This window comes from Angustibacter sp. McL0619 (genome assembly GCF_049994355.1).
Lineage (GTDB): Bacteria > Actinomycetota > Actinomycetes > Actinomycetales > Angustibacteraceae > Angustibacter.
The window spans coordinates 1,862,232-1,886,588 of record NZ_CP188257.1; the positions used below are offsets into that span (position 1 = coordinate 1,862,232).

Sequence of the window (24,357 nt, forward strand, 5' to 3'; positions counted from 1 at the left end):
GCGGCGCAGGTCAGCTGGCGGCCGCGCCGCGGACCTGCAGGCTGTCCAGCAGGCGCTCGGTCGCCTCGGCGACCTCGCGCACAGCGGCGTCGAACGCGGCCGCGTTGTGCGCCGCCGGGGCGCGGAAACCGCTGATCTTGCGCACGTACTGCAGGGCGGCGGCGTGCATGTCGGAGTGGCTCACGTCGTGGGTGTACGGCTCACGGAGGGTCTTGATGCTGCGGCACATGGCTCGACCTTACGTCGATCCGACACGCCGGAACAGCCTCCGCCGGATCGAACACCTGTTCGGTAGGGTTGTCCACAGTTGCTCGGGTGAGTCCCACGATCCACAGGTCGAGGGCGGCTCGGGACGGTTGTCGGTGGGGCCGCCTAACGTCTCCGTCGATGACAACACGACGTAGCGGTCGGCAGCCCCGACCCGAACCACGAGGTGGAAACATGCCCGCTCCCGCAGACCGCGAGAAGGCGCTCGACACGGCGCTCGCGCAGATCGACCGACAGTTCGGCAAGGGCTCGGTCATGCGCCTCGGCGACGAAGTCCGTGCGCCGATCGAGGTGATCCCCACCGGTTCGGTGGCCCTCGACATCGCCCTCGGCATCGGCGGTCTGCCGCGCGGCCGGGTGGTCGAGATCTACGGCCCGGAGTCCTCGGGCAAGACGACCGTCGCGCTGCACGCCGTCGCGAACGCGCAGAAGGCCGGCGGGATCGCTGCCTTCATCGACGCCGAGCACGCGCTCGACCCCGAGTACGCCCAGAAGCTGGGGGTGGACACCGACGCGCTGCTGGTCTCCCAGCCCGACACAGGTGAGCAGGCGCTCGAGATCGCCGACATGCTCATCCGCTCCGGAGCGCTCGACATCATCGTCATCGACTCCGTCGCGGCGCTCGTGCCCCGCGCCGAGATCGAGGGCGAGATGGGCGACAGCCACGTGGGTCTGCAGGCTCGGCTGATGTCCCAGGCGCTACGCAAGATCACCGGCGCACTGAGCAACTCCAAGACCACGGCGATCTTCATCAACCAGCTGCGCGAGAAGATCGGTGTCATGTTCGGCTCGCCCGAGACGACGACCGGTGGCAAGGCACTCAAGTTCTACGCCTCGGTCCGGCTCGACGTCCGTCGCATCGAGACGCTCAAGGACGGCACCGACCCGGTCGGCAACCGCACCCGGTGCAAGGTGGTCAAGAACAAGATGGCCCCGCCGTTCAAGCAGGCGGAGTTCGACATCCTCTACGGCCAGGGCATCTCCCGCGAGGGTGGCCTGATCGATATGGGCGTGGAGCAGGGCTTCGTCCGCAAGTCCGGTGCCTGGTACACCTACGAGGGCGATCAGCTCGGCCAGGGCAAGGAGAACGCGCGCTCGTTCCTGCGCGACAACCCCGACCTGAGTAACGAGCTGGAGAAGAAGATCAAGGAGAAGCTCGGCATCGGGCCCCGGGTCGACGCACCCGCTGAGGTGGCCGTGCCCGAGGTCAAGGTCGACTTCTAACCACCGTGTCGACGTCACGTCCGGCCCGCGCCCGGGGAGGGCGGCTCGCATCGCCGAGCGAGCCCGCCCCGGGCGGTTCCGCCGACGACACGCCAGATGCCGATCCGGAGTCGGTGGCCAGGGCGATCGTGTTGCGGCAGCTGACGATGGCGCCGCGCAGCCGTTCGCAGCTGGCGGACAAGCTCGCCCAGCGAGGGGCTCCGCAGGACGTCGCCGAACGAGTTCTCGACCGCTTCGAAGAGGTCGGACTGATCGACGACGCCGCCTTCGCCGAGATGCTGGTCCGCTCGCAGGTGGCGGGTAGGGGCTTGGGGCGTCGTGGGCTGGCGCACGAGCTGCGTCGCAAGGGCGTGGACGACGAGACCGCCCGCGTCGCCCTCGAGCAGGTGGACGACGAGTCGGAAGCAGCCGCGGCGAGAACCCTGGTGGCACGTCGGATCGCCTCAACCCGTGGGCTCGAGCGAGACAAGAGAATGTCCAGACTGGTGGGCATGTTGGCGCGCAAGGGTTACCCCTCTGGGCTGATCATGTCCGTGGTCCGCCAGGCTCTGGACGAGGACGAACCGGCGCGCTGACCGCCGCCCGGTCAGTGCGGCAGGATCTTGGAAAGGAAGTCTCGGGCCCGATCAGTGGTCGGTGCGGTGAAGAACTGCTCCGGCGTGGCCTGCTCGAGGATCCGGCCGTCGGCCATGAAGACGACACGGTCCGCGGCCCGGCGTGCGAATCCCATCTCGTGGGTGACCACGAGCATCGTCATGCCGGACCTGGCCAGGCTGGTCATCACCTCCAGCACCTCGTTGATCATCTCGGGGTCCAGTGCCGAGGTCGGCTCGTCGAAGAGCATCACCTTGGGGTCCATCGCGAGTGCCCGGGCGATCGCCACTCGCTGCTGCTGGCCGCCCGACAGCTGGGCCGGGTACTTGTCGGCCTGCGCTCGGACGCCGACTCGCTCCAGCAGCTCGTGCGCCCGTGCGCTCGCGTCGTCCTTGCTGATGCCGCGCACCTTGATCGGGCCGAGGGTGACGTTCTCCAAGATGGTCTTGTGCGCGAACAGGTTGAACGACTGGAAGACCATGCCGACGTCCGCTCGCAGCCCGGCCAGGGCTCTGCCTTCGGCGGGCAGCGGCACGCCGTCCAGGGTGATGGTGCCGGACTCGATCGTCTCCAGCCGGTTGATCGCCCGGCACAGGGTGGACTTTCCCGACCCCGACGGGCCGATCAGGACGACGACCTCGCCCTCGCCCACGGTCAGGTCGACGTCCTGCAGGACGTGCAGCTCGCCGAAGTGCTTGTTGACGTGCTCCAGGACCACGAACGGCCGACGATCCGGCTGCGCGGGGGCAGCGGACCCAGCGTCCGGTTCGGTCATGCCGCCAGACACTAGCGACGCAAGTACCCTGGACGTTGCCATGGACGAAGTGATCACCCAGACCGCCGACGCCCGCACCTACGAGGTGCGCACGTTCGGCTGCCAGATGAACGTGCACGACTCCGAACGGCTCACCGGCCTGCTGGAGGACGCCGGCTACGCCCCGGCGCAGCAGGGCAGCACCCCCGACGTGGTGGTGTTCAACACCTGCGCGGTGCGCGAGAACGCGGACAACAAGCTCTACGGCAACCTCGGCCACCTCGCGCCCACCAAGAAGCAGCACCCAGGTATGCAGATCGCTGTCGGTGGCTGTCTGGCGCAGAAGGACCGTGGCGAGATCGTCCGCCGCGCCCCGTGGGTCGACGTGGTGTTCGGCACGCACAACATCGGGTCACTGCCCGCCCTGCTGGACCGGGCCCGGCACAACCAGGAGGCGCAGGTCGAGATCCTCGAGTCGCTCGAGGTGTTCCCGTCGACGCTGCCGACCAAGCGTGAGTCGGCCTACGCCGGCTGGGTCTCGATCAGCGTGGGCTGCAACAACACCTGCACGTTCTGCATCGTGCCCAGCCTGCGCGGCAAGGAGAAGGACCGCCGCCCCGGCGAGATCCTGGCCGAGGTGGAGGCGCTGGTCGCCGAGGGCGCCCTCGAGGTGACGTTGCTCGGCCAGAACGTGAACACCTACGGGGTCGAGTTCGGCGACCGGTTGGCCTTCGGCAAGCTGCTGCGCTCCTGCGGCGAGATCGGTGGGCTCGAGCGGGTCCGGTTCACCAGCCCACACCCTGCCGCGTTCACCGACGACGTGATCGACGCGATGGCCGAGACCCCGAACGTGATGCCGAGCCTGCACATGCCACTGCAGAGCGGCTCCGACCGGGTGCTCAAGGGCATGCGCCGCTCGTACCGCTCGCGTCGGTTCCTGGACATCATCGACTCGGTGCGCGCGCGCATCCCGCACGCCGCGATCACGACCGACATCATCGTCGGCTTCCCCGGCGAGACGGAGGAGGACTTCCAGGCCACCCTGGACGTCGTCCGGGCCGCTCGCTTCGCCAGCGCGTTCACCTTCCAGTACTCCCGGCGGCCCGGCACCCCGGCCGCAGACCTGCCCGACCAGCTACCCAAGGCGGTCGTGCAGGAGCGTTACGAGCGGCTGGTCGCCCTGCAGGACGAGATCTCCTGGGCGGAGAACCGGACCCAGGAGGGGCGCGTCCTCGAGGTGCTGGTGGCCGAGGGTGAGGGCCGCAAGGACGAGACCACGCACCGTCTCAGTGGCCGCGCCGCCGACAACCGGCTGGTCCACTTCGCGGTGCCGCCCCACGCGCTGGAGGCGGGCGACGTGCCCCGTCCCGGCGACGTCGTCCAGGTGGAGGTCACCTACGGGGCGCCGCACCACCTGGTCGCCGACGCTGCGCTGTCCGGGGGCCCGTACGCGGTGCGCCGGACCCGGGCCGGCGACGCCTGGCAGGCCCGCCAGGCGCAGCCGCAGAGTCCGGGGCCGAAGCCGGTCGGTCTAGGCCTGCCGGGCCTCGGCGCGCCGGCCGCGACCCCGGTGGTCCAGGGCTGCCGGTGACGTCCGGTCCGCACGACGGGCTCGTCGTCGCGGTGGTCGGCGCAACCGCGACGGGCAAGTCCGACCTCGGGGTGGCGCTCGCCCGCGCCCTGGACGGTGAGGTGGTCAACGCCGACGCCATGCAGCTCTACCGCGGCATGGACGTCGGCACGGCGAAGCTGCCCGTCGCCGAGCGCCAAGGGGTGCCGCACCACCTGCTCGACGTGCTCGACGTGGCCCAAGAGGCGACCTTGGCCGCCTACCAGCGTGCGGTCGAGGCGGCCCTGGGTGACGTGCTGGCCCGGGGGCGGGTGCCGGTCCTGGTGGGCGGGTCCGGGCTCTACGTACGGGCCGCGTTGGACCTGCTGGAGATCCCGCCCACCGACCCGGCCGTTCGCGCCGAGCTGGAGGTCGAGGCCGAGCGGCTGGGCGCCGCGGCCATGCACGCCAGGCTCGCCGAGCTCGACCCTGCGTCCGCGGGACGCATCCTGCCGGGCAACGTCCGCCGCGTGGTGCGGGCTCTGGAGGTGGTCCGGCTGACCGGGCGGCCGTTCTCTGCGACCCTGCCCGAGCCGGCCTACCGTCGCACCGCCGTCCAGATCGGCCTGCGGGCTCCGCGGCCCGAGCTGGACCAGCGGATCGGCGTCCGGGTGCGGTCGATGTGGGACGCCGGGCTGCTGGCCGAGGTGCAGCGCCTGCTCCCGCTCGGCCTGCGCGAGGGACGCACGGCAATGCGGGCCGTCGGCTACGCGCAGGCGCTCGGCCAGCTGGACGGACGGCTGGACGAGCACGAGGCGATGGACGAGACCGCCCGCCTGACCAGGCGGCTGGTGCGCCGCCAGGAGTCCTGGTTCGCCCGCGACGACCGGATCGCCTGGCTGCCGCACGACGCGCCTGACCTGCTCGAGCAGGCGCTGGGCGAGGTCGGTGCTGCGGGATCGGCCGCGCGTACCGGATGATGGTCTCGTGCAGCTGACCTTCACCAAGGGCCACGGGACCGAGAACGACTTCGTGCTGGTCCGAGACCTGGACGCCACCGTCGACCTGACCGCCGAGCAGGTTCGCCGGATCACCGACCGGCACGCCGGCCTCGGTGCGGACGGCGTGATCCGGGTCGTGCGGGCCCGCGACGTCCCCGAGGTGGCCGACCAGGCTGAGTCCGCCGAGTGGTTCATGGACTACCGCAACGCGGACGGCGTGGCCGCCGAGATGTGCGGCAACGGCGTCCGCGTCTTTGTGTCCTACCTGCTGCGCGAGGGGCTGGTCGACGGCCTGTCCTGGGACGGCGGCGAGCTGGCCGTGGCGACGCGCGCCGGCACCAAGCGGGTGCGGGTGGACGGCGACGAGCTCGCCGTCGACCTCGGCCCCTGGCGCGTGGTGGGCGGCGAGCAGGCGCTGGACGACGGCGGGGACGCGCGGGTCGCCGTGCACGGCCTGGACGGCTCGGTGGCCGGCCTCTCGCTCGACCTCGGTAACCCGCACACCGTGGTGATGCTGCCGAACGAGACCGACCTGGCGGCGCTGGACCTGACCGACGCGCCGCACGTCACCCCGGAACCGCCGAACGGCACGAACGTGGAGTTCGTCGTCATGTTGGGCGCCGGTCACGTCCGGATGCGAGTGCACGAGCGCGGGGTGGGGGAGACCCGTTCCTGCGGCACGGGCGCAGCGGCCGCTGCGCTGGCGGCCCGCGCATGGACCAACGTCGCCGGTGGGGGTGAGCCGGACGCCTGGCGGGTAGACGTCCCCGGCGGCACCCTGCGGGTGCTGCTTCGCCCGGGCGGGACCGTCGAGCTGGCCGGCCCGGCCGAGCTGGTCGCGGACGGCACGCTCACGCTCTGACCCGCCTCGCGGTGATCATGCATGTTCGCCCATCCCGTCGGGCGTGGCGCCGAATGGCAGCTGTCGGCCGTCCCGCCTAGGTTGGCAGAACGTGCCGGTTCGGGAGGGTCTGTTATGAAGAGTCCTGTTCTTATCGCATTCGCCGCCGCTCTTGCGGTAGCCGGAGGCCTGCTCGCTCCACCCGCAGGCGCTGCCAGCTCGACGTCGGACTCGGGCCCGGTCATCCCGCCGCCGAAGGTGCCGGTGATGACCGGTGGCGGGGGAGCGGTCTCGTCGGTGGACGAGGTCGCGACCCAGGTCGGGATCGACGTCCTGCGTCGCGGCGGCAACGCAGCGGACGCAGCGGTGGCCGCGGCGGCAGCGCTCGGCGTCACCGAGCCGTTCTCCTCGGGCATCGGGGGCGGCGGGTTCCTGGTGTACTACGACGCCAAGCACCGCAGCGTGCACGCGGTCGACGGCCGCGAGACCGCGCCGCGGACGTTCACCAGCACCACCTTCACCGACGGTTCCGGAGCCGCACTGGACTTCAACACCGTGGTCAACTCCGGCCTGTCGGTCGGGGTGCCGGGCACGCCTGCGCTGTGGGACACGGTCGCGCGACGCTGGGGCACCGAGTCGTTCGCCGACCTGATGAAGCCGGCCCAGGACGTCGCGCGGCGCGGCTTCGTGGTGGACGCGACGTTCCATCAGCAGGTCGTCGACAACGCCACGCGGTTCGCCCGGTTCCCGGCGACCGCCGCGCTGTACCTCAAGGGCGGGCAGCCGCCGGCCACCGGATCGGTGTTCACGAACCCGGACATGGCCAAGGCGTACGGCGAGCTGCGCGCCCACGGGGTCAAGTCCCTCTACCGAGGCAGGCTCGGCGCGGCACTGGTGGCCGCGGCGCAGCATCCAGTCACCAGCGACGGCTCGACGGTCTATCCCGGTCAGATCACCACGGGCGACCTCAAGGACTACCAGGCGCAGCAACCCACCCCTACGACGACCCGCTACCGCGGGCTGGACGTGCGGGGCATGCCGGTGCCCTCTTCCGGCGGGATCACGGTGGGTGAGTCGCTGAACCTGCTGGAGGCGTACGACCGGCAGACCCGGCAGAGCATCTCGGACGTCGACGAGGCGCAGTACCTGCACCGGTTCAGCGAGGCCACCGCGACCGCGTTCGCGGACCGGAACAGGTGGATCGGCAACGTACCCGGTGTACCCGCGAAGCAGCTCACCTCCCAGGGGTTCGCCGACGAGCGGGCGTGCGCGCTGTTCAGCCCGACCGCCGCGGCCGCGCGTCCGGTGCCGTTCGGCAGCCCCGACGGCTCGTACTCGTGCTCGACCGGCGCCACCCACCAGGACGCCGCGCGGGACGACCACGGGACGACGCACCTGACCGTGGCCGACAGGTGGGGCAACGTCGCGTCGTACACCTTGACCATCGAGCAGACCGGTGGCTCGGCGATCACGGTGCCAGGCTGGGGCTTCCTGCTGAACAACGAGCTGACCGACTTCGACTTCGTCCCGCTGACGGCCGGCGTGCCCGATCCCAACCTGCCGGCGCCGGGCAAGCGGCCGCGCTCGTCGATGAGCCCGACCATCGTCACGGTGCACGGCCGTCCGGTGCTCGCCCTCGGTTCGCCGGGCGGGGCCACCATCATCACGACCGTCTCGCAGGTGCTCACCGAGTACCTGGACCGCGGCCTGTCGCTGGAGAACGCCATCGCAGCACCGCGGCTGTCGTCACGCAACGGGGTGGAGCAGGCCGAACCGGCGATCTACTCCGGACCCGAAGGCGCCGCCCTGAGCGCGCTCGGGCACGTGATGTCCAGCACGCCGGAGATCGGAGCCGCCACCGGCATCGTGATCCGCGCCGACGGGACCTTCCAAGCAGCCGCGGAGCCGGTCCGCCGTGGCGGTGGCTCGGCTCAGGTGGTCCGTCCCGGAGGCTGACCTGGGTACGTCCCGGTCACTCCGCCTTGGTGGGCAACGTGCAGGGTCACCACGGGGGCGGCGCGGCGGGGGCGGTCACCCGCAGCACCCGGAAGCCGCGTGCGGTGGCCGCCCGGCTGACCTGGAAGCCACGCGGCCCCAGCTGTTCGTCGAGCCAGCGGTGCAGCGAGTCCGAGCCCAGGTTTCGCTGCACCACGAGGTATGCGCTGGCTCCCACGTCCAGCCGGGGCAGCCAACGCAGCAAGAGCTGATGCAGGACCGCCTTGCCGACCCGGATCGGCGGGTTGCTCCAGATCGCGGCGAACCGGAGGTCGTCCGGCACCTCGTCGGGCAGGCACGCTCGCACGCCGGTGGCAGCGACCCGCTCGGCATTGCGGCGCAGTAGCGCGATCGCGCGCTCGTTGACGTCCACGCCCCACACGGTCGCGGCCGGGCTGTCGAGCGCGAGGCTGAGGGTGATCGGGCCCCAGCCGCAGCCGAGGTCCAGCAGGTCGCCGTGCTCGGGAGCGGGCGGGGCCTCGTGCAGCAGCACCTGGGTGCCGGCGTCCAGCCGTCCGGGGCTGAACACCCCGGGCGCGGTCACCAGGTCGAGCTCGCGGTCGCCCAGTCGCACCCGCAGCGGGCGCAGGTCCGCGGCACTGGCCGGCTGCGCGGTGAAGTAGTGGTCCGTCTCGGCCGCACCGGGCGGGTCGTCGCTGCTCTGCACCGGGACATTCTGGCAGCCCGCCCAGCGCACCAGTGGTGCCGAGCCCAGGGGCGCGCACCCACCCGCGCATCCACCGGCGCATCCACCGGCGCACCCACCCGCGCACCCACCCGTGCACCTTCGGCGCACCCCAGTTGCACGCGTAGGCGGGAATCCAGTAGCCGCCCCGGTCGTTCCTATGTCACGTTGGTCTTCCGACGTCGAACCCCAGCACCAGGAGATCCGTGAACCGCCGCGCCGCCGCAGCAGACCCCATCGACCCGCAGGACGACGTCCTGGCCGGCTCGGCTGATGGGTACGACGGCGGCTCCGACGACGCCCACGACCGCGAGTACGACCGCGAGTACGACGGCGGCTTCGACGGCGACCAGCTGGACCTGGAGGAGCGCCACGCGCTGCGCCGGGTCGCCGGTCTGTCCACCGAGCTCGCGGACGTCACCGAGGTCGAGTACCGCCAGCTCCGTCTTGAGCGGGTCGTGCTGGCCGGCGTGTTCAACGGTGACCTGCGCGACGGCGAGAACTCGCTGGCCGAGCTCGCCGCGCTCGCCGAGACCGCCGGCTCCCAGGTGCTCGACGCCATCATGCAGCGCCGCGACCAGCCCGACCCGGGTACGTTCCTCGGCTCCGGCAAGGCCATCGAGCTGCGCGACATCGTGGTCGAGACCGGCGCCGACACGGTGATCTGCGACGGCGAGCTGGCGCCGTCCCAGCGCCGTGCCCTCGAGGACGTGGTCAAGGTCAAGGTCATCGACCGCACCGCGCTGATCCTGGACATCTTCGCCCAGCACGCCCGCAGCCGGGAGGGCAAGGCGCAGGTCGAGCTCGCGCAGCTCGAGTACCTGCTGCCGCGCCTGCGCGGCTGGGGCGAGTCGATGTCCCGGCAGGCCGGTGGACGAGTGGCCGGTGGTGAGGGCATCGGCTCGCGCGGCCCCGGTGAGACGAAGATCGAGCTCGACCGGCGCCGGATCCGCACCCGGATCGCCAAGCTTCGCCGCCAGATCCGCGAGATGAAGACGGCCCGCGACGTCAGCCGGCACGACCGCAAGCGTCACGAGGTGCCGAGCGTGGCGATCGCCGGCTACACCAACGCCGGCAAGTCCAGCCTGCTGAACCGGCTCACGGGCGCTGGAGTGTTGGTCGAGAACGCGCTGTTCGCCACCCTGGACCCGACCGTGCGCCGGGCCGAGACCAGCGACGGACGCACGTACACCCTGGCCGACACCGTCGGGTTCGTCCGCCAGCTGCCGCACCAGCTGGTCGAGGCGTTCCGCTCGACGCTGGAGGAGGTCGCCGACAGCGATCTGGTGCTGCACGTCGTGGACGCCTCGCACCCCGACCCGGAGGGCCAGATCCAGGCCGTGCGAACGGTTCTGGCGGACGTCGAGGCGCACCAGGTGCCCGAGCTGATCGTGCTCAACAAGGCCGACGCCGCCGATCCCGAGGTGATCGCCCGGATCCGTTCGCGCGAGCGCTCCGTGGTGGTCGTCTCGGCCCGCACCGGCGAGGGGCTGGCTGAGCTGCGGGGGCGGATCGAGCAGCTGCTGCCGCGGCCGGACATCAAGGTCGAGGTGCTGCTGCCGTACGGGCGCGGCGACCTGGTCAGCAAGGTGCACCGCGACGGCGAGGTGCTCACCGAGGAGCACTTGGCCGACGGTACCGCGCTGACCGCTCGGGTCCGTCCCGCGTTGGCCGGCGAGCTGGCTGCCTACGCGGTCTGACCGGGGTCGTCGAGCGGTAGCAGCAAGCGGAAGCGCGCTCCGCCCTCCGGCGCGTGCGCAGCCTGCGCAGTGCCGCCGAGCCGCCTGGCGATGGTCGCCACGATGGCCAGGCCGAGGCCGGTGCTGACCGGCCGCTGCCCGACGTACCGCTGGTGCAGCGCGGACCGCTCGAACGCCACGGTGAGGTCGTCGTCGGTCAGGCCAGGGCCGCCGTCGCGCACCTCGAGCACGGCCCAACGGTCCTCGACGCGCACTGCGAGCACCACCGGTGACCCGGACGGCGTGACCCGGACGGCGTTCTCGGCCAGTCCGTCCAGCACCTGCCGAACCCGGGTCGGGTCGGTGCTGACGACGACCGGTGAGGACGGTCGCTCCATGCGCAGCACCTGGCCGTCCTTCGCGCAGCGCGAGCGCCAGACGGGCTCGGCGTCGTCCAGCAGGCCGACCAGGTCGACGGCCACGGCGTCGATGCGCAGGTCGACCGCGTCCAGCCGGGCCAGGTCGAGCAGGTCGCCCACCAGTCGCTGCAGCCGGTCCGACTCGGCCAGCAGGGTGCGGCCGACCGCGGGCACCTCGTCGCCCGAGGTGACGCCGTCCGCGAGCGCCTCGGCGTACCCGCGCACCGCCGTCAGTGGGGTGCGCAGCTCGTGCGAGACCGACAGCAGGAAGTCGCGTTGACGCTGCTCGCTGGCCCCGAGCGCCTCGCTGAGCCCGTTGACCGCGTCGGCCACCTGGGCGAGCTCGCGCGGTCCGCTCGGGTCGAGCCGGACGTCCCGCTCGCCGGCGGCGAGTCGGTCTGCGGCAGAAGCCATGCGCTGCAACGGTTTCGTCAACCAGCGAGCCAGCAGCACCCCCGCCACGATGGCCACCACGAGAGCGATGCCCAGCGCGAGGATCTGCCGCCAGAGCAACCGCACCGCCGGCCCGAGCGCGTCGGACTGGGTGCGGGCCAGCACCAGGGCGCCGCCGTTTGACAACGGCCGTCCCTCGGCGATCACGGTTCGGCCGGACGCCTGGAACGTCAGCGAGACCGGCTGGCCGGCCTGCAGCCGGGCCTTGCCGCGCTCGGCGGCGAGCACGGCAAGCGCGTCGCCGCGCACCGTCCCGTTGGGCTGGACCCGGGCGACCGGCGTATTGGCGGCGCGCAGCGCGCGCAGGCCCTGGGTGATCCGGGCCGGGTTCGCGACGTCCACCAGGTCCGAGACGAGGTCGGCCTGCGAGGCCAGGGAACGGCGGGCCTCACCCCGGGCCGCCTGCCGCACCAGCCCGATCGACAGCAGGCCGGCCACCAGCACCGCCAGGGTGACGGTCGCCGTGATCACCAGCGTGGTGCGCTGCGCCAGCGAGGGCCGCGGTGCCTGACGCGCCGTCATGCGGTCCGGCCGCGGTCGTCGGCCGCGTACCCGACGCCGCGCACGGTGCGGATCGGGCTGGCGTCACCGAGCTTGGCCCGCACCTGGGCCACGTGAACGTCCACGGTGCGCGTCGCGTCGTCCGAGGGGTAGTCCCAGACCTGGGAGAGCAGCTCACCTCGTGGGAAGACCCGTCCCGGGCGACGCATCAGGTGCGCCAGCAGGTCGAACTCAGTGGTGGTGAGCTCCACTGGTTTCTCGTCCACCCACACCAGCCGGCGGCCGAGGTCCAGCCGTACCCGGCCGACCTGCAGCGGCGGTTCGTCCGGCGACTGCCGGTGCGCCGGACCACCGGCGCTGCGCCGCAGCACCGCCTTCACCCGGGCGACGAGCTCGCGAGGTGAGTAGGGCTTGGTCACGTAGTCGTCGGCGCCGAGCTCGAGGCCGATCACCCGGTCGACCTCGTCGTCGCGCGCGGTCACCAGGATCACCGGCGTCCAGTCCCCGCGGGCCCGCATCGCCCGGCACAGGTCGACGCCGTCCCGCCCGCCCGGCAGCCCGATGTCGAGCAGTACGACGTGTGGCGGGGTGCGGGCGGCGACCGCCTCGGCGGTGGCGACGTCACGAGCCAGGTCGACGACGAAGCCGTCCCGCTCCAGGTACATCCTGGCCAGGTCGGCCAGAGCCGGTTCGTCCTCGACGACGAGGACGCGGCGAACAGGTTCCATGTCCTCACCGTCGTGGTCGGTCCGGGGTCGGCGCAACGTTCGTACAGGATGCTGACACAGGCCGAGCGACCCGCTGACCTGGACGCTCCAGGCTGGCCTTCATGAGAACCGACGACCGCGTCATGGCTGCCGCCCGGATCGCCGCGCTGGGGACCGGCGGAGCGGCCGCGATCCACCTCGCGGTGGCTGGCGAGCACTTCCAAGAATGGTGGCTGTTCGGCACGTTCTTCCTGGTGCTCAGCGTGGCCCAAGGACTGCTCGGCTGGCGGCTGTGGGTGGCCCCCACCGTGCGGCTGGCCGCAGCCACCGGCGCGCTGAACCTGGCGACTGTGGGCCTGTGGGCGCTGACCCGCACCAGCGGGCTGCCCTTCGGCCCGGCCGCCGGTGAGCCGGAGCCGTGGGGAGTCACGGACGGCATCTGCGCCGGTCTCGAGCTGCTGGCGGCCGCGGCCTGCACGGCCCTGGTGCTCTGGGTGCGGCGAAACGGTGCCGTCCCCACCGGCTGGTCGGCGAGCAGGGCGGCCGGCCTGGTGGTCAGCACCGTGGCGGCGTTGGTGGTGCTGGCCAGCGGGATCGCGGTGGCTGCCCCTGGGGAGCACTCGGACACCGGCGACCACGCCGACGAGGCGATGGCCGACATGGCCGACATGGCCGGCGACCCGGCGTCCGGCGGCTCGGCGCACGGCAACGGGGAGCGTCATGAGATGGCGAACCTGCCGGACGTCTCGCGCGCCACCGCGGCGCAGACCGCCGCGGGCCGCCGGCTGGTCACCACGCTGGAGTCGGACACCGCCGAGTACCGCGACCCCGCGGCCGCGACGAGCGCCGGGTACGACATCGCTGGCGCGCTGTCTAAGTGGTCGAAGAAGCACGACGGCAAGCAGCCCGGCCAGATCGCCGCCCTGCACGTCCCGCAGCCACAGGCCCGCACGGACGACAAGCTCGTGGACCCGAGCGCGCCCGAGACGCTGATCTACCACCGCACCGAAGACGGCGGGCTCACCCTGATCGGCGTGATGTTCACCGCGCAGGGCCAGCAGCCGCCTGCCCGGTTCCAGCCGTACATGCGCTGGCACTACCACCACATGTGCATCGGCCGCGGCGGCGAGCGCACCCGGCCGCCCGGGGGCGACGAGAACGCCGCCTGCCCCAGTGGCACGAGGTCGCACACCAGCGGCTACATGACCCACGTCTGGCTCGTCGAGCCGGGCAGCAGCGCCGACCAGCTGCGCTACGCCTTCGCCATGGCACCGCCCACGCAGCAGCTGCAGCAGGCGCTCGCCGGCGCCGCCTGAACGGCCCGCACCGCGTCGGCCAGTAGGGTCGGTGGGTGCCCGCCGCCCGTCCGAGAGCCACCCCCGAGTCCGCCGACCTGGCACCGCTGATCGAGGCCGCGGTCGCGGGCGTCGGCGGCGTCCAGCGCCCCGGGCAGGTGCAGATGGCCCAGGCCGTCGCTGCTGCGGTGACCAACAGCGAGCACCTGCTGGTACAGGCGGGCACCGGCACCGGCAAGTCCCTGGCCTACCTGGTGCCCGCCATCGCCCGAGCCGTCGCCACCCGACGTCCGGTGGTGATCGCCACCGCCACTCTGGCTCTGCAGGCCCAGGTGGTCGACCGCGACCTTCCGCGGATCAGCGAGGCGCTCGCGCCGCTGCTCGGCCGGCGCGCCACCTTCGGGCTGGTCAAGGGGCGGCGAAACTACCTGTGCCGGCACAAGCTGGTCGGCGGCTTCCCGGAGGAGGAGGACGACGCGCTGTTCGGCACGCCGGTGCTGACCAGCAAGCTCGGCGACGAGGTTGTCCGGTTGCGCGAGTGGGCCCAGGAGACGGAGTCCGGCGACCGCGACGAGCTGGTACCGGGGGTCTCCGAACGGGCCTGGCGGCAGGTCTCGGTGTCCGCGCACGAGTGCCTGGGCGGCAAGTGCCCGATGGTCGAGGAGTGCTTCGTCGAGCAGGCGCGGGGCGCCGCCAAGGTGTCCGACGTCGTGGTCACCAACCACTCGATGCTGGCCATCGACGCGTTCGAGGGCCGCCAGATCCTGCCTGAGCACGACCTCGTCGTGGTCGACGAGGGACACGAGCTGGTGGATCGCGTCACGTCGACGATCACCGACGAGCTGACCGCGTCGATGGTGGAGCGCGCGGCCCGGCGGGCCGCGCGGATGGCGGACGTCGACGCGCTCAGCCTGTCCGCCGACGGGCTGCGCGAGGTGCTGGAGGGCGCGCCCGCCGGCCGCCTGACGTCGATGCCGGAGAGCCTCGGTGTGGCACTCGCGGCCGTCCGCGACGCTGCCCGTGCGGTGCAGAGTGAGATCAAGGCGGACAAGAGCGTTGAGGTGGACGGCGCCCGACAGGTGGCGCGCGCCGAGGTCGACGAGGTCTTCGAGGTCAGCGAGCGGCTGCTGTCGGGTAACGACCACGACGTGGCCTGGTTGGGCGACGACGCGCGCCGCGGCCCGGTCCTGCACGTCGCGCCGATCGGAGTGGCCGGACTGCTGCGTGAGCGGCTGTTCCCGGAGCGGACCGTGGTACTTACGTCGGCCACCCTCGAGCTCGGCGGCAGCTTCGACGCGGCGGCCGCGTCGATGGGGCTGACCGGCCCGGACGCGCCACCCTGGCAGGGGGTCGACGTCGGCAGCCCGTTCGAGTACGAGAAGCAGGCGGTGCTCTACTGCGCCAAGCACCTGCCGCCGCCCGGCCGCGACGGCACGGCGTCAGCGGCGATGGACGAGCTGGCCGACCTGATCACCGCCGCCGGCGGCCGCACCCTCGGGTTGTTCTCGTCCCGGCGGGCGGCGGAGGCGGCGGCCGAGGCGATGCGGGAACGGCTGGACGTGCCGATCCTGTGCCAGGGCGAGGACCAGATGCCGACCCTGGTGCGCGCGTTCGCCCGGGACGCCCGGACCTGCCTGTTCGGCACGCTGTCCCTGTGGCAGGGCGTCGACGTCCCGGGACCGGCCTGTCACCTCGTGGTGATCGACCGGATCCCGTTCCCGCGCCCGGACGACCCGCTGATGTCGGCGCGGTCCCAAGCGGTCGCTGATGCCGGCGGCAACGGGTTCATGGCAGTCGCCGCCACGCATGCGGCGTTGCGGCTGGCCCAGGGCTCCGGGCGGCTGGTCCGCTCGTCGCAGGACCGCGGCGTCGTGGCCGTGCTCGACTCCAGGCTGGCGACGGCGCGCTACGGGTCGTTCCTGCGGGCCTCGATGCCACCGTTCTGGCCGACCGCGGACCGCGAGAAGGTGCTGGGCGCCCTGCGCCGGCTGGACTCGGCGGCCGGCGACGTGCTGCCTGTGCTCGAGCCCGGTCTGCGCGTGGACGCCGTGCGGGAGAGCACGGACGAACCGCCGCCACCGGCCCACGCCGAGCCCCGGGTGCCGCTCGACGTGCCCGCCGTGCAGCCCGCGCCGGTGCCCGAGTCCAGCCGCACCGGTGTGGTGCAGGGCCGGGCCTGGACGGCGCAGGACGACACGACGATGTGTGAGGGGGTCGAGCTGGGATGCACGGTCGAGGACCTGGCGGACCAGTTCGACTGCGAGGTCGAGGTCGTCGAGGCCCGCCTGGACGCCCTCGGGCTGGACGCTCCGCACGAGCTGTTCTGAGCACGACGGGGCAGACCAGTTCGACGGACTCCCAGGCGGCGTCCAGGAACATCGGCCACGATGGGGGCATGCAGGAAGACGAGGCCACCCGGATCGCCGCCACGCTCATGGAGCGGGGGGTGATCGCGCGCGTCGCCCGACCCAGCTCGTACCGGTTCGGGGTGCGCATCCCTCTCGGCGACGGCCGGGAGGCGCTGTGGGACGTCGACGGCGCCGCGGGGCTGGAGGCGCAGATCATGCGAGACGGCGTGCTGGTCGGCTTCATCCCGCAGATCGCCGGCTCCGAGCACTTCGACGAGGCGCAGACGGTCGAGGCCATCCTGGCCACCGACTACGGATCGGGCTGACCCCAGGCGCGCTGGACGACGGCGCGAGCCACCTGGTCTGATGATCGGGTGAGCGCTGCCACCGGGGCAGACCAGGACCGGGTCGTGGGCTGCGTCGTGCGAGGTGGCGACGACCCGGCGGCCCTGCTGCTGGACGCCGTCGGACGTTCCTCGGCACCGCTGGCCGGCGCCCTGGCCGGACGACGTGGCCGCCGCGCGGTCGTTGCGGTAGTGCTGGCCCAGCCCGCGCCGGTGCCACCCGGCCTCGTGACGGCCGCCGTGGACCTGTTGCTGGACAACGGTTTCGCGGACGTCGTCGTCGGCTCCGCACTGCGCACCGCGGACCGCGACCGGGGCTACGAGTCGCTCGACGCGTTGGCTGCCGCGGCCGGCCACACCGGTCGGACGACGGCCGGCCACCGGTACGACGTCGTGGACCTGGACGAGCTCACCGAGCCGGCGGACGTGCCGCCGGGCAGTGTGCTGCACGGCCGTCAGGTGTCTCAGGCGTGGGCCCGGGCCGAGGTCCGGATCGTGTTGTGCCGCAGCGTGACCGACGCCGTCGACGGCTATGCCGGTGCCCTGGATGCCTTGCTGCTGGCTGCTCCGTCCGTGCCCGGCGCGGACCCCGCCGACGTGGCCACCGACCTGCTGCTGCACTACCCGCCGACCCTGGTCATCGTCGATGCCGCCGTGTCCAGCCACGGCCCGGACGGCCGGCACCTGTTGAGCGAGCTGGACACCGGGGCGCTGGTCGCCGCGACCGACGCGCTGCGGCTGGACGTCGTGCTGGCCGGTCTGCAGGGCGAGGATCCGGCGGCATCCCGGCTGGTCCAGCGAGCACTGACCCGCACCCGCCCGGCCGCCGGACTGGTCGTCGGCGACCTGACTCCGTTCCCCGGCTGGGTGCGCGCCCACCCGCTCGTCCGGGACGCCGCGCGCCACGCCGGTGCCAGCTCGAACCTGGCCCGGGTGCTCGCCGCCGCGACCGGCGGACCGGACGCGGGCAGCACGGGTGGCGACCCGGTGCTGAACGCGTTGCGCGGCCTGCTGACCCCGATGGTCGCCGCGGCCGACGACCCGGTCGCCCGCGGTGCGCTGGTGGGGCTGCTCGGGGCGGCGGCCGCGGTGGCCCAGCAGGTCGAGGGCTGGACGACGACGATGGCCAAGGACAGGGTGGCCAGGGTCGTCGTGCCGCTGGGCTTCGACCCGGCGCAGTGGACGGCGGCCAGCTACGACGAGCTGCCCGACGTGCTCGGGGACCTCGACGCCGTGCTCGACGGTGTTCCCGACGTCCCCGGCCCGATCCGCTGGCGCCTGCTCGACCGGTCGGTGGTGTTCGAGACGTCCCGGGTGATCGAGGCGCCGTTCACGGACTTCGTCGCCCGGGTGGACGTGGCGGAGGGGATCAGCCTGATGGCCGACTACCTGGGCGGTCGCCGGGTCGCCGTCAGCACTGACGGCGGCGGCCGGTCGGTGCGTCAGGCCGAACGCAACCTCTACCTTCCCCAGCCGAACTACCTGGCGCACTGGGGCGGCCTGCCGATCGACGTCTGCAAGATCGAGCTCGTGCAGCGCGATCAGGCGCGGCACGCTCTGCACTGGCGCACCGTGCACAGCCCGAACGGCTCGGCGACCTACGACGACGGCACCTTGGCTTTCACCGACGTCGGGGGCGGCCGCACGCGGCTCTCGGTTCGCGGCCGGCAGCTGTTCACGCTGCCCGCCTTCTGGGAGGCCGTCGACCTGGACCGGGTGCCGGAGGTCAGGAACGACCTCGTCGAGGACGCCTACCGACGCTTCTTCAGCATCACCTTCGACAACCTCCAGGCCCAGTACGAGGGCCGTGAGTCCCGGATCGGCCGGGAGCCGGAGGACGACGGACCGCTGGTCACCCAGACCGTGAAGGCCCTGGTGGACCTGGCCTCCCAGTGGCTCAGCGACCAGCGGCCAGGATGGGCGGGGGTCCCCGCCCCGCCGGCGCCCGAGGTCGACGTGCATGGCTTCCGGCACTTCCGGGGCAGCCCGGGGGTGGCCCGGTGAGGATCGCGGTCACCGGGGCGAGCGGTCTGGTCGGTGGCCAGGTCGTGGCGGCGGCGGCCGCGTCCGGGCACCAGGTGCGGGCCGTGGTGCGCCGCCGGGTCGACGTGCCGGGCGCCGGGCCAGGCGCGGTGATCGGTGAGGACTTCGAGACGGTCCGCGCGTCGTTGGCGGACCCGGACTCGTTGCGCGCCGCCTTCGCCGGGTGCGATGCGGTGGTGCACTGCGCTGCCGTGTACGCCTTCGGGGCCGAGCGCGCGGCAGAGGTCGAGCGGGTCAACACCACCGGGACGGTGGCGGTGGTGCAGGCGGCGGCCGACGCGGGCGCCGGGCGGGTGGTGGTGACGTCGTCCTCGGTGACCCGTGGGTCTGCGGCCACCGCGGTGGCCCGCACGGAGCTGGACGTGCTCGGCGACGAACCTGCGCCGGCGTACTACGCCAGCAAGGTCGAGCAGGAGCGGCTCGCCCTGCAGGCGGGGGAGCACGGCGGGGTCGCGGTCCTGCTCGCGCTGCCGACCGTCGTCCTCGGCGGACCGGCAGCGCGGTTGGTGCCGAGCAACGCGATCGTGCTGCGCTACCTGCTCGACCTGACCCGCAGCACCTACCCCGGCGGGTGCAACGTGGTCGACGCCCGGGACGTCGGACACGGCCACGTCCTGCTGCTCGAGCGCGGCGAGGCCGGGCAGCGGTACCTGCTGGGCGGGCAGAACCTGAGCTGGCGCGCGCTGCACGCCACGGTAGCCGAGCTGGCCGGTCTGCCCGGACCGTTCCTGGAGGTGCCGCGCCCGCTGGCCCAAGCGATGGTGAAGGTCGCCGACGGCTGGGGCCGGCTGACGTCGTCCGCCCCGCTGGTGACCGCCGACGAGGCCGACACGGTGGGCCGCTGGTACTGGTACGACCACGCGCGAGCATCAGCGCTGGGCTACTCGCCGCGGTCCGGGCGGGACGCGCTCGCGTCGTCCTTGGCCTGGCTGCTCGTCGGCGACAAGGTGCCGCGCTGGGTGCGGGAGGGGCTCTCGCCTTCGGCCGAGGTGCGGGCGGCGCGGCCGTTGGTGCCGCGCTCTCTGTAGAGCCGCTCCGGCCGTCCCACCCGGATGGCCCCGTCCCTCACGACGCGTCACTCAAGTTGCCTCGGCAATAGGCCGAAGGGGTGTTGTTGCCGTCACAACGGCACTGGATGGACCACGCACTGTCACGAACTGCCCATCACCTGGCCAAGCGGGAGCAATCCGACTCGGCCCCCCTGCTGAGGAGAATGCAATGCGAGTTACTGGAAGGCGTCGGGTCGCACTCGTGGCGGCTGCGACCGGAATCGTCCTCGTCGGCGCTGGCACCGCCTACGCCTACTGGACCACCACCGGAAGCGGGACCGGCACTGCGAAGGCCGGCACCAGCGTGCCGGTGACCGTCACGCAGGACAGCACCGTCAACGGTCTGTACCCGGACGGGCCTGCGGTCCCGATCGACTTCACCGTCAACAACCCCAGCCCGGGTGCACAGTTCATCACGTCCGTGTCGATCGCCGTGACCGGGACGAGCTCGCCCACGTGCACGGCCGCCAACTTCGACGTGGACCAGCCGACCATCACCCCGGCCAACCTCGCCTCGGGCGCAACGGCGTTCACCGGCGCATCGACCGGTGCGGCGATCCACATGATCGACACCGGCGCCAACCAGGACGCCTGCAAGTCGGTCACGGTCAACCTGTCGTACTCGGTCAACTGACCGGGATCGGTCCGGGCTGACGAGCAGCGGGCGCGACGATGGCTGACGGCACTGAGCCGAGCACCACCCCGGAGCAGCCGGCGGCGAAGCGTCGCCGCGCTGCTGCGGGGTGGTGGGTGCTCGCTGCCTTCAGCCTGCTCGCCGTCGCCGGGCTGCTGCTCAGCCAGCTGTTCGACGGTGCCGCCCCGGACGCAACCTCGGGCGGCCGACGCCCCACCCCGTCCGGCGACCAGTCGCCCGGTACCGGTCCGACGACGGCGCCCACCGCCGGCTCGTCGGTGACCACCGGTACGACGACGAACTCGGACCACACGACGTCCGACCCGACGACCGTCGGGACGACGCCCTTCCCGACGACGACCCGGACCACCCCCGGGACGACGAACCCCGGCGGAACGCCGAGCACCAGTGCTGGCCCGACGGCGACGCCATCCGGCTCCGGGGTGCCGTTCAGCATCACCTCATCGACGACGAACGGTCAGCTGCTCCCGGGCGCCACCCGGACACTGTCGGTCCGGGTGCAGAACCCGAACGCGTCCGCGATCCGGCTGCTCACGCTCACCGTCTCGGTCGGCAACCCGGCACAGCCTGGGTGCGCGGCCTCCTGGGTCACGGTCGGGGACTACCGGTCCGCCCGCGATCCGCTGGTGCAGATCGCCGCAGGCCAGTCGCGCCAGGTGAAGCTTCCGATCACGCTGACCAACCTCGTCGCGGTGAACCAGGACGCCTGCAAGGGCGTCGTCTTCCCGTTGGCCTTCAACGGCTCCGCCGCGCAGGTGCCCTGATGAGCGTCCGCCCGAAGCACCGTCGCCCCTCCCGCGCCCGGCTGCCGAAGCTGGCGCTCGGCGGGCTGCTTGCCCTGACCGCGACGCTCGGCCTCGGCCCAGCGACGACGGCCCACGCCAGCTGGTCGGCGACCGGCAGCGGCTCCGGCCTCGCGTCCACCGGCGCGATCACCGCGGCCAGCGCACTCACCGCGACCCAGGTCGCCAACACCGTAAAGGTGACCTGGGCAGCCGGTATGCCGCCGCTGGGTGCCTCGCTGACCGGGTACTACGTGACGCGGCACGCAGGAGCCACGGCGTCCAAGGCGTGCGGCACCGACCCCGCGCTGCCCGCGACGTACCTGTCGGCGGCGGCCACGACCTGCACCGACACCTCGGTCGGCAACGGCACCTACACGTACACGGTCACCGCCGTGCTGCGCACGTGGACGGCGCAGAGCACGTCGAGCAACGCCCTCGTCGTCAACATCGACGGCTCCGCCCCAGGCCTGGGTCTGGGGACGGCGGCCGGTGCCCCCGGCGCCTACCTGTCGGGGGCGACGCTGTGGTTCCGCAGCGGCAGTGCCGGCAGCGTGGCGCTGACGCTGGCCGTCAGCGACGCCCAGTCCGGCCCGGGCTCCGCCACGTTCCCCCTGGTGTCCGCACCGGGCTGGACCCACCCGGCCGAGACCGTGAGCACCGGCACCGGGTCTGCACCGACCATCACCTACCAGTCCAGCCCGATCACCTGGACCGCGTCGCCGGGCACCCCGGCCTCGGTGAACGTGGTCGGCAAGGACGTGGCCGGCAACTCCTCCAGCATCCCGGTCGCCTTCGCGGCCGACTCCGCGGCCCCGACCGGCGGCGCGCTGACCGTCAACACGGTCGCGGCGAGCGGCGCAGGCAGCCAGAGCGGCAACAAGACGGGCTCGTTCAGCATCGGCTCCAGGATCGACTTCGCCGGCGACGTCGGGTCCGGGGTGTCCAGCAGCGTCCTGTCGGCGCAGTCAGCCGCCCTGACGAACGGTGCGTGCGGCTCGTTCGGTGCCCCGACCACGCTCGTCGGCACGCCGGCCCAAAGCGGGCTGGCCACCGGCTGCTACCGCTACACGCTGACCGGCACCGACCGGGTGGGGAACGCCTCGGTGCTCTCCACGACGGTCCAGGTCGACACCACCCTGCCGAGCCAGAGCCTGTCGCTGGCCTCCGCCACCGGGGCGTTCCTGACCCCTGGGCGGCTGTTCTTCCGGGGCACGGTCGCGGGGTCCTTCCAGCTCGCCGCGGCCATCACGGACGCGGCGTCAGGCCCGGCACAGTCCACCTTCCCGGTCGTCGCCACCACCGGCTGGACGCACAGCGCCGAGACGGTCAGCACAGGCAGTGGCGCGGCGCCGACCAAGACCTACACCTCGGCCAGCTACACCTGGACCGCCGGCTCCGCGGCGCCCGGCACCCAGAACATCGTCGGCGCCGACGGCGCCGGCAACACGGTCATCACGGCACTCGCCGTGACCCGGGACAACACGGCCCCGGCGGGCGGCGTCCTGAAGGTGAACGGCGGCACGGCGAGCGCAGCCGGGACGACGACCAACAGCTCCACCGGCTCGTTCGCCATCGGGACCCGCACCGAGTACGTCGAGGCGCCGTCCACCACGGCAGCCGGCCTGGCGTCCAGCGTGCTGACCCGTGAGACGGGCACGCTGAGCGGCACGGCGTGCTCCGGCTACGGCCCGGCCACCACACTGACCGGATCGCCGGCCGAGTCCGGGCTGGCCACCGGGTGCTACCGGTACACGTTGACCGGGACCGACAACGTGGGCAACGTCGTGGCCATCTCCACGACCGTCCGGGTCGACGTATCGGCTCCAGTCGGCGGGGGTCTCACGGTGAACGGTCAGGCGGCTTCGGCGGCCGTGCCGACGACGTCGAGCTCGACCGGAGCCTGGCCGATCGTCCGCACCGACTGGACCGACCCGCAGTGGACCACCACGACCAGCACCATGACCCGGCAGACCGCCGCGATCAGCAACGGCGTGTGCGGGGCCTTCGGCGCCGCGACCACCATCCTGGGGGCGCCGGCCCAGACCGGGACGTCGCGCAACTGCTACAAGTACACGCTGACCGGCACCAACACCGCGGGGCTGGTCTCGACGGTGGCCGTCATCGTGAAGGTCGACCTCTACGTCACCGGGGTCCAGCTGACCAACGGCTCGGGCACCGCCGGACGCGTCACCGCCGGCGACAAGATCGTCGTCACGTTCTCCGACACCATGGACCCGAGCACGTTCTGCTCGGCCTGGACCACCAGCGGCGACCAGTCGATCACCGGTAACAGCCAGGCCACCGTCACGCTCACCAACGCGGGCACCAGCGACACGATGAGCGTCACGTCGAGCCTGTGCACCTTCCGGCTCGGGACCATGAGCCTGGGGTCGACGGCCTACACGGGCGCGACCACGACGTTCGGCGGCACCGGGGCAAGCAAGTCCACCATCGCGTGGGACGCGGCGGCCAGGACGCTCACCGTGACCCTGGGGGCGGCCTCCGGGGTCTCCCCGGCCACTGTCGCCACGAGCGTGGTGACGTTCACGCCGAGCACCGTCATCCGCAACAGCAGCGGGCTCGCCATCGGTGGGGTCTTCACCACCGCCGACATCCAGCAGTTCTGACTCAGCCGCCGTCCAGCGGCGTGAGCCGCAGCACCGGCAGGGTTCGGTCGGTCTTGTCCAGGTAGCCCTTGAAGCCCGGCGCCTCGGCCACGATCTGGGTCCAGGCCTTCTCGCGGGCCGGCCCTTCGAGCTGCTCCGCCGAGACCTTCCGCCTGTTCCCGCCGACCTCGGCCCACACCTGGTCCGGGTGGGCCACGATGTTGTGGTACCAACCCGGGTGCTTCGCGGCGCCACCGGCCGAGGCGCAGACGACCCAGCTGCCGTCGTCCTGGTCGAACCGGGCGGCCGGCGTCGTGTGCTCCTTGCCCGACTTCGCACCGACCGTGGTCAGGTAGATCAGCGACATCCCTTGGAACGTGTCGTGCCTGCGCCGGTGGAACCACACCATCACGGGCATGACCACCTTGCCGACCAGCTTCGGTGGCGTGCGGCCGCCTCGGGTACCGCTTGGCAGCTTCTCGATCGACATGACCAGTCCCTCCGACGAGTGTTCACGCACAGCATGCGCGGGCCGGTGGCGGCCTGTCGACCTCGGCGGTTCG

The 24,357-nt window shown here is 72.5% G+C and carries 21 protein-coding genes; 15 read left to right on the forward strand and 6 right to left on the reverse strand.

What is annotated here, in order from left to right; translation table 11 throughout:
- Positions 1-10 precede the first annotated feature (10 nt).
- Complete coding sequence (locus tag ACPPVT_RS08615; protein WP_426566584.1) at positions 11-229, reverse strand: DUF2277 family protein; 219 nt, start codon at positions 227-229, stop codon at positions 11-13.
- A gap of 212 nt (positions 230-441) precedes the next feature.
- Here ACPPVT_RS08615 and recA point away from each other — a divergent pair, with 212 nt between their 5' ends.
- A complete protein-coding gene (recA, locus tag ACPPVT_RS08620; RefSeq protein WP_426566585.1) occupies positions 442-1,491 on the forward strand; it encodes a recombinase RecA in 1,050 nt (349 codons plus the stop codon).
- A 5-nt stretch (positions 1,492-1,496) separates the two neighbouring features.
- A complete protein-coding gene (locus ACPPVT_RS08625) occupies positions 1,497-2,066 on the forward strand; it encodes a regulatory protein RecX (RefSeq protein ID WP_426566586.1) in 570 nt (189 codons plus the stop codon).
- 11 nt (positions 2,067-2,077) lie between these two features.
- Here ACPPVT_RS08625 and ACPPVT_RS08630 read toward each other — a convergent pair whose 3' ends face one another.
- Positions 2,078-2,860, reverse strand: a complete 783-nt coding sequence (locus ACPPVT_RS08630; RefSeq protein WP_426566587.1) for an amino acid ABC transporter ATP-binding protein — start codon at positions 2,858-2,860, stop codon at positions 2,078-2,080.
- A 40-nt stretch (positions 2,861-2,900) separates the two neighbouring features.
- Here ACPPVT_RS08630 and miaB point away from each other — a divergent pair, with 40 nt between their 5' ends.
- The 4 genes from miaB to ggt all read left to right on the forward strand — a co-directional run bounded on the left by miaB (position 2,901) and on the right by ggt (position 8,186).
- Complete coding sequence (miaB, locus tag ACPPVT_RS08635; protein ID WP_426566588.1) at positions 2,901-4,430, forward strand: tRNA (N6-isopentenyl adenosine(37)-C2)-methylthiotransferase MiaB; 1,530 nt, start codon at positions 2,901-2,903, stop codon at positions 4,428-4,430.
- On the forward strand, positions 4,319-5,368 hold the full coding sequence (gene miaA / locus ACPPVT_RS08640) for a tRNA (adenosine(37)-N6)-dimethylallyltransferase MiaA (RefSeq protein ID WP_426567103.1): 1,050 nt from the start codon (positions 4,319-4,321) through the stop codon (positions 5,366-5,368). The genes miaB and miaA overlap by 112 nt, the downstream gene beginning before the upstream one ends.
- A gap of 7 nt (positions 5,369-5,375) precedes the next feature.
- Positions 5,376-6,251, forward strand: a complete 876-nt coding sequence (dapF, locus tag ACPPVT_RS08645; protein ID WP_426566589.1) for a diaminopimelate epimerase — start codon at positions 5,376-5,378, stop codon at positions 6,249-6,251.
- Positions 6,252-6,365: 114 nt separating this feature from the next.
- The gene (gene ggt, locus ACPPVT_RS08650) at positions 6,366-8,186 is read left to right on the forward strand and encodes a gamma-glutamyltransferase (protein WP_426566590.1); all 1,821 of its coding nucleotides are present in this window, start codon (positions 6,366-6,368) and stop codon (positions 8,184-8,186) included.
- A 46-nt stretch (positions 8,187-8,232) separates the two neighbouring features.
- On the opposite strand, the gene ACPPVT_RS08655 is transcribed toward ggt, so the two are convergent.
- Positions 8,233-8,892, reverse strand: a complete 660-nt coding sequence (locus tag ACPPVT_RS08655; protein ID WP_426566591.1) for a class I SAM-dependent methyltransferase — start codon at positions 8,890-8,892, stop codon at positions 8,233-8,235.
- Positions 8,893-9,116: 224 nt separating this feature from the next.
- Between ACPPVT_RS08655 and hflX the strand changes: the two genes are divergently transcribed.
- A complete protein-coding gene (gene hflX, locus ACPPVT_RS08660) occupies positions 9,117-10,610 on the forward strand; it encodes a GTPase HflX (protein ID WP_426566592.1) in 1,494 nt (497 codons plus the stop codon).
- Here the strand turns inward: hflX and ACPPVT_RS08665 are convergent.
- Positions 10,598-11,983 carry a sensor histidine kinase gene (locus tag ACPPVT_RS08665; RefSeq protein WP_426566593.1) on the reverse strand — a complete coding sequence of 462 codons (1,386 nt, stop codon included), beginning with the start codon at positions 11,981-11,983 and terminating at the stop codon, positions 10,598-10,600. The genes hflX and ACPPVT_RS08665 overlap by 13 nt on opposite strands.
- Positions 11,980-12,690, reverse strand: a complete 711-nt coding sequence (locus ACPPVT_RS08670; protein ID WP_426566594.1) for a response regulator transcription factor — start codon at positions 12,688-12,690, stop codon at positions 11,980-11,982. The genes ACPPVT_RS08665 and ACPPVT_RS08670 overlap by 4 nt, the downstream gene beginning before the upstream one ends.
- Before the next feature lie 101 nt (positions 12,691-12,791).
- On the opposite strand from ACPPVT_RS08670, the gene ACPPVT_RS08675 reads away from it, so the two are divergent.
- The 8 genes from ACPPVT_RS08675 to ACPPVT_RS08710 all read left to right on the forward strand — a co-directional run bounded on the left by ACPPVT_RS08675 (position 12,792) and on the right by ACPPVT_RS08710 (position 23,815).
- Complete coding sequence (locus ACPPVT_RS08675) at positions 12,792-13,985, forward strand: hypothetical protein (RefSeq protein ID WP_426566595.1); 1,194 nt, start codon at positions 12,792-12,794, stop codon at positions 13,983-13,985.
- A 35-nt stretch (positions 13,986-14,020) separates the two neighbouring features.
- The gene (locus tag ACPPVT_RS08680) at positions 14,021-16,291 is read left to right on the forward strand and encodes an ATP-dependent DNA helicase (protein WP_426566596.1); all 2,271 of its coding nucleotides are present in this window, start codon (positions 14,021-14,023) and stop codon (positions 16,289-16,291) included.
- A 68-nt stretch (positions 16,292-16,359) separates the two neighbouring features.
- Positions 16,360-16,638 (forward strand): hypothetical protein, encoded by a 279-nt coding sequence (locus ACPPVT_RS08685; protein ID WP_426566597.1) that lies wholly within the window; start codon positions 16,360-16,362, stop codon positions 16,636-16,638.
- A gap of 48 nt (positions 16,639-16,686) precedes the next feature.
- Positions 16,687-18,660, forward strand: coding sequence for a DUF362 domain-containing protein (locus tag ACPPVT_RS08690; RefSeq protein ID WP_426566598.1), 1,974 nt, complete (start codon positions 16,687-16,689; stop codon positions 18,658-18,660).
- A complete protein-coding gene (locus ACPPVT_RS08695) occupies positions 18,657-19,727 on the forward strand; it encodes an NAD-dependent epimerase/dehydratase family protein (protein ID WP_426566599.1) in 1,071 nt (356 codons plus the stop codon). The genes ACPPVT_RS08690 and ACPPVT_RS08695 overlap by 4 nt, the downstream gene beginning before the upstream one ends.
- Positions 19,728-19,950: 223 nt before the next feature.
- Positions 19,951-20,382 (forward strand): hypothetical protein, encoded by a 432-nt coding sequence (locus ACPPVT_RS08700; protein WP_426566600.1) that lies wholly within the window; start codon positions 19,951-19,953, stop codon positions 20,380-20,382.
- 38 nt (positions 20,383-20,420) lie between these two features.
- Entirely contained in the window at positions 20,421-21,167 is a 747-nt protein-coding gene (locus ACPPVT_RS08705) for a hypothetical protein (RefSeq protein ID WP_426566601.1), read from the forward strand.
- Positions 21,167-23,815 (forward strand): beta strand repeat-containing protein, encoded by a 2,649-nt coding sequence (locus ACPPVT_RS08710; RefSeq protein WP_426566602.1) that lies wholly within the window; start codon positions 21,167-21,169, stop codon positions 23,813-23,815. The genes ACPPVT_RS08705 and ACPPVT_RS08710 overlap by 1 nt, the downstream gene beginning before the upstream one ends.
- Position 23,816: 1 nt before the next feature.
- On the opposite strand, the gene ACPPVT_RS08715 is transcribed toward ACPPVT_RS08710, so the two are convergent.
- On the reverse strand, positions 23,817-24,284 hold the full coding sequence (locus ACPPVT_RS08715; protein WP_426566603.1) for a nitroreductase/quinone reductase family protein: 468 nt from the start codon (positions 24,282-24,284) through the stop codon (positions 23,817-23,819).
- Positions 24,285-24,357: the final 73 nt, after the last annotated feature.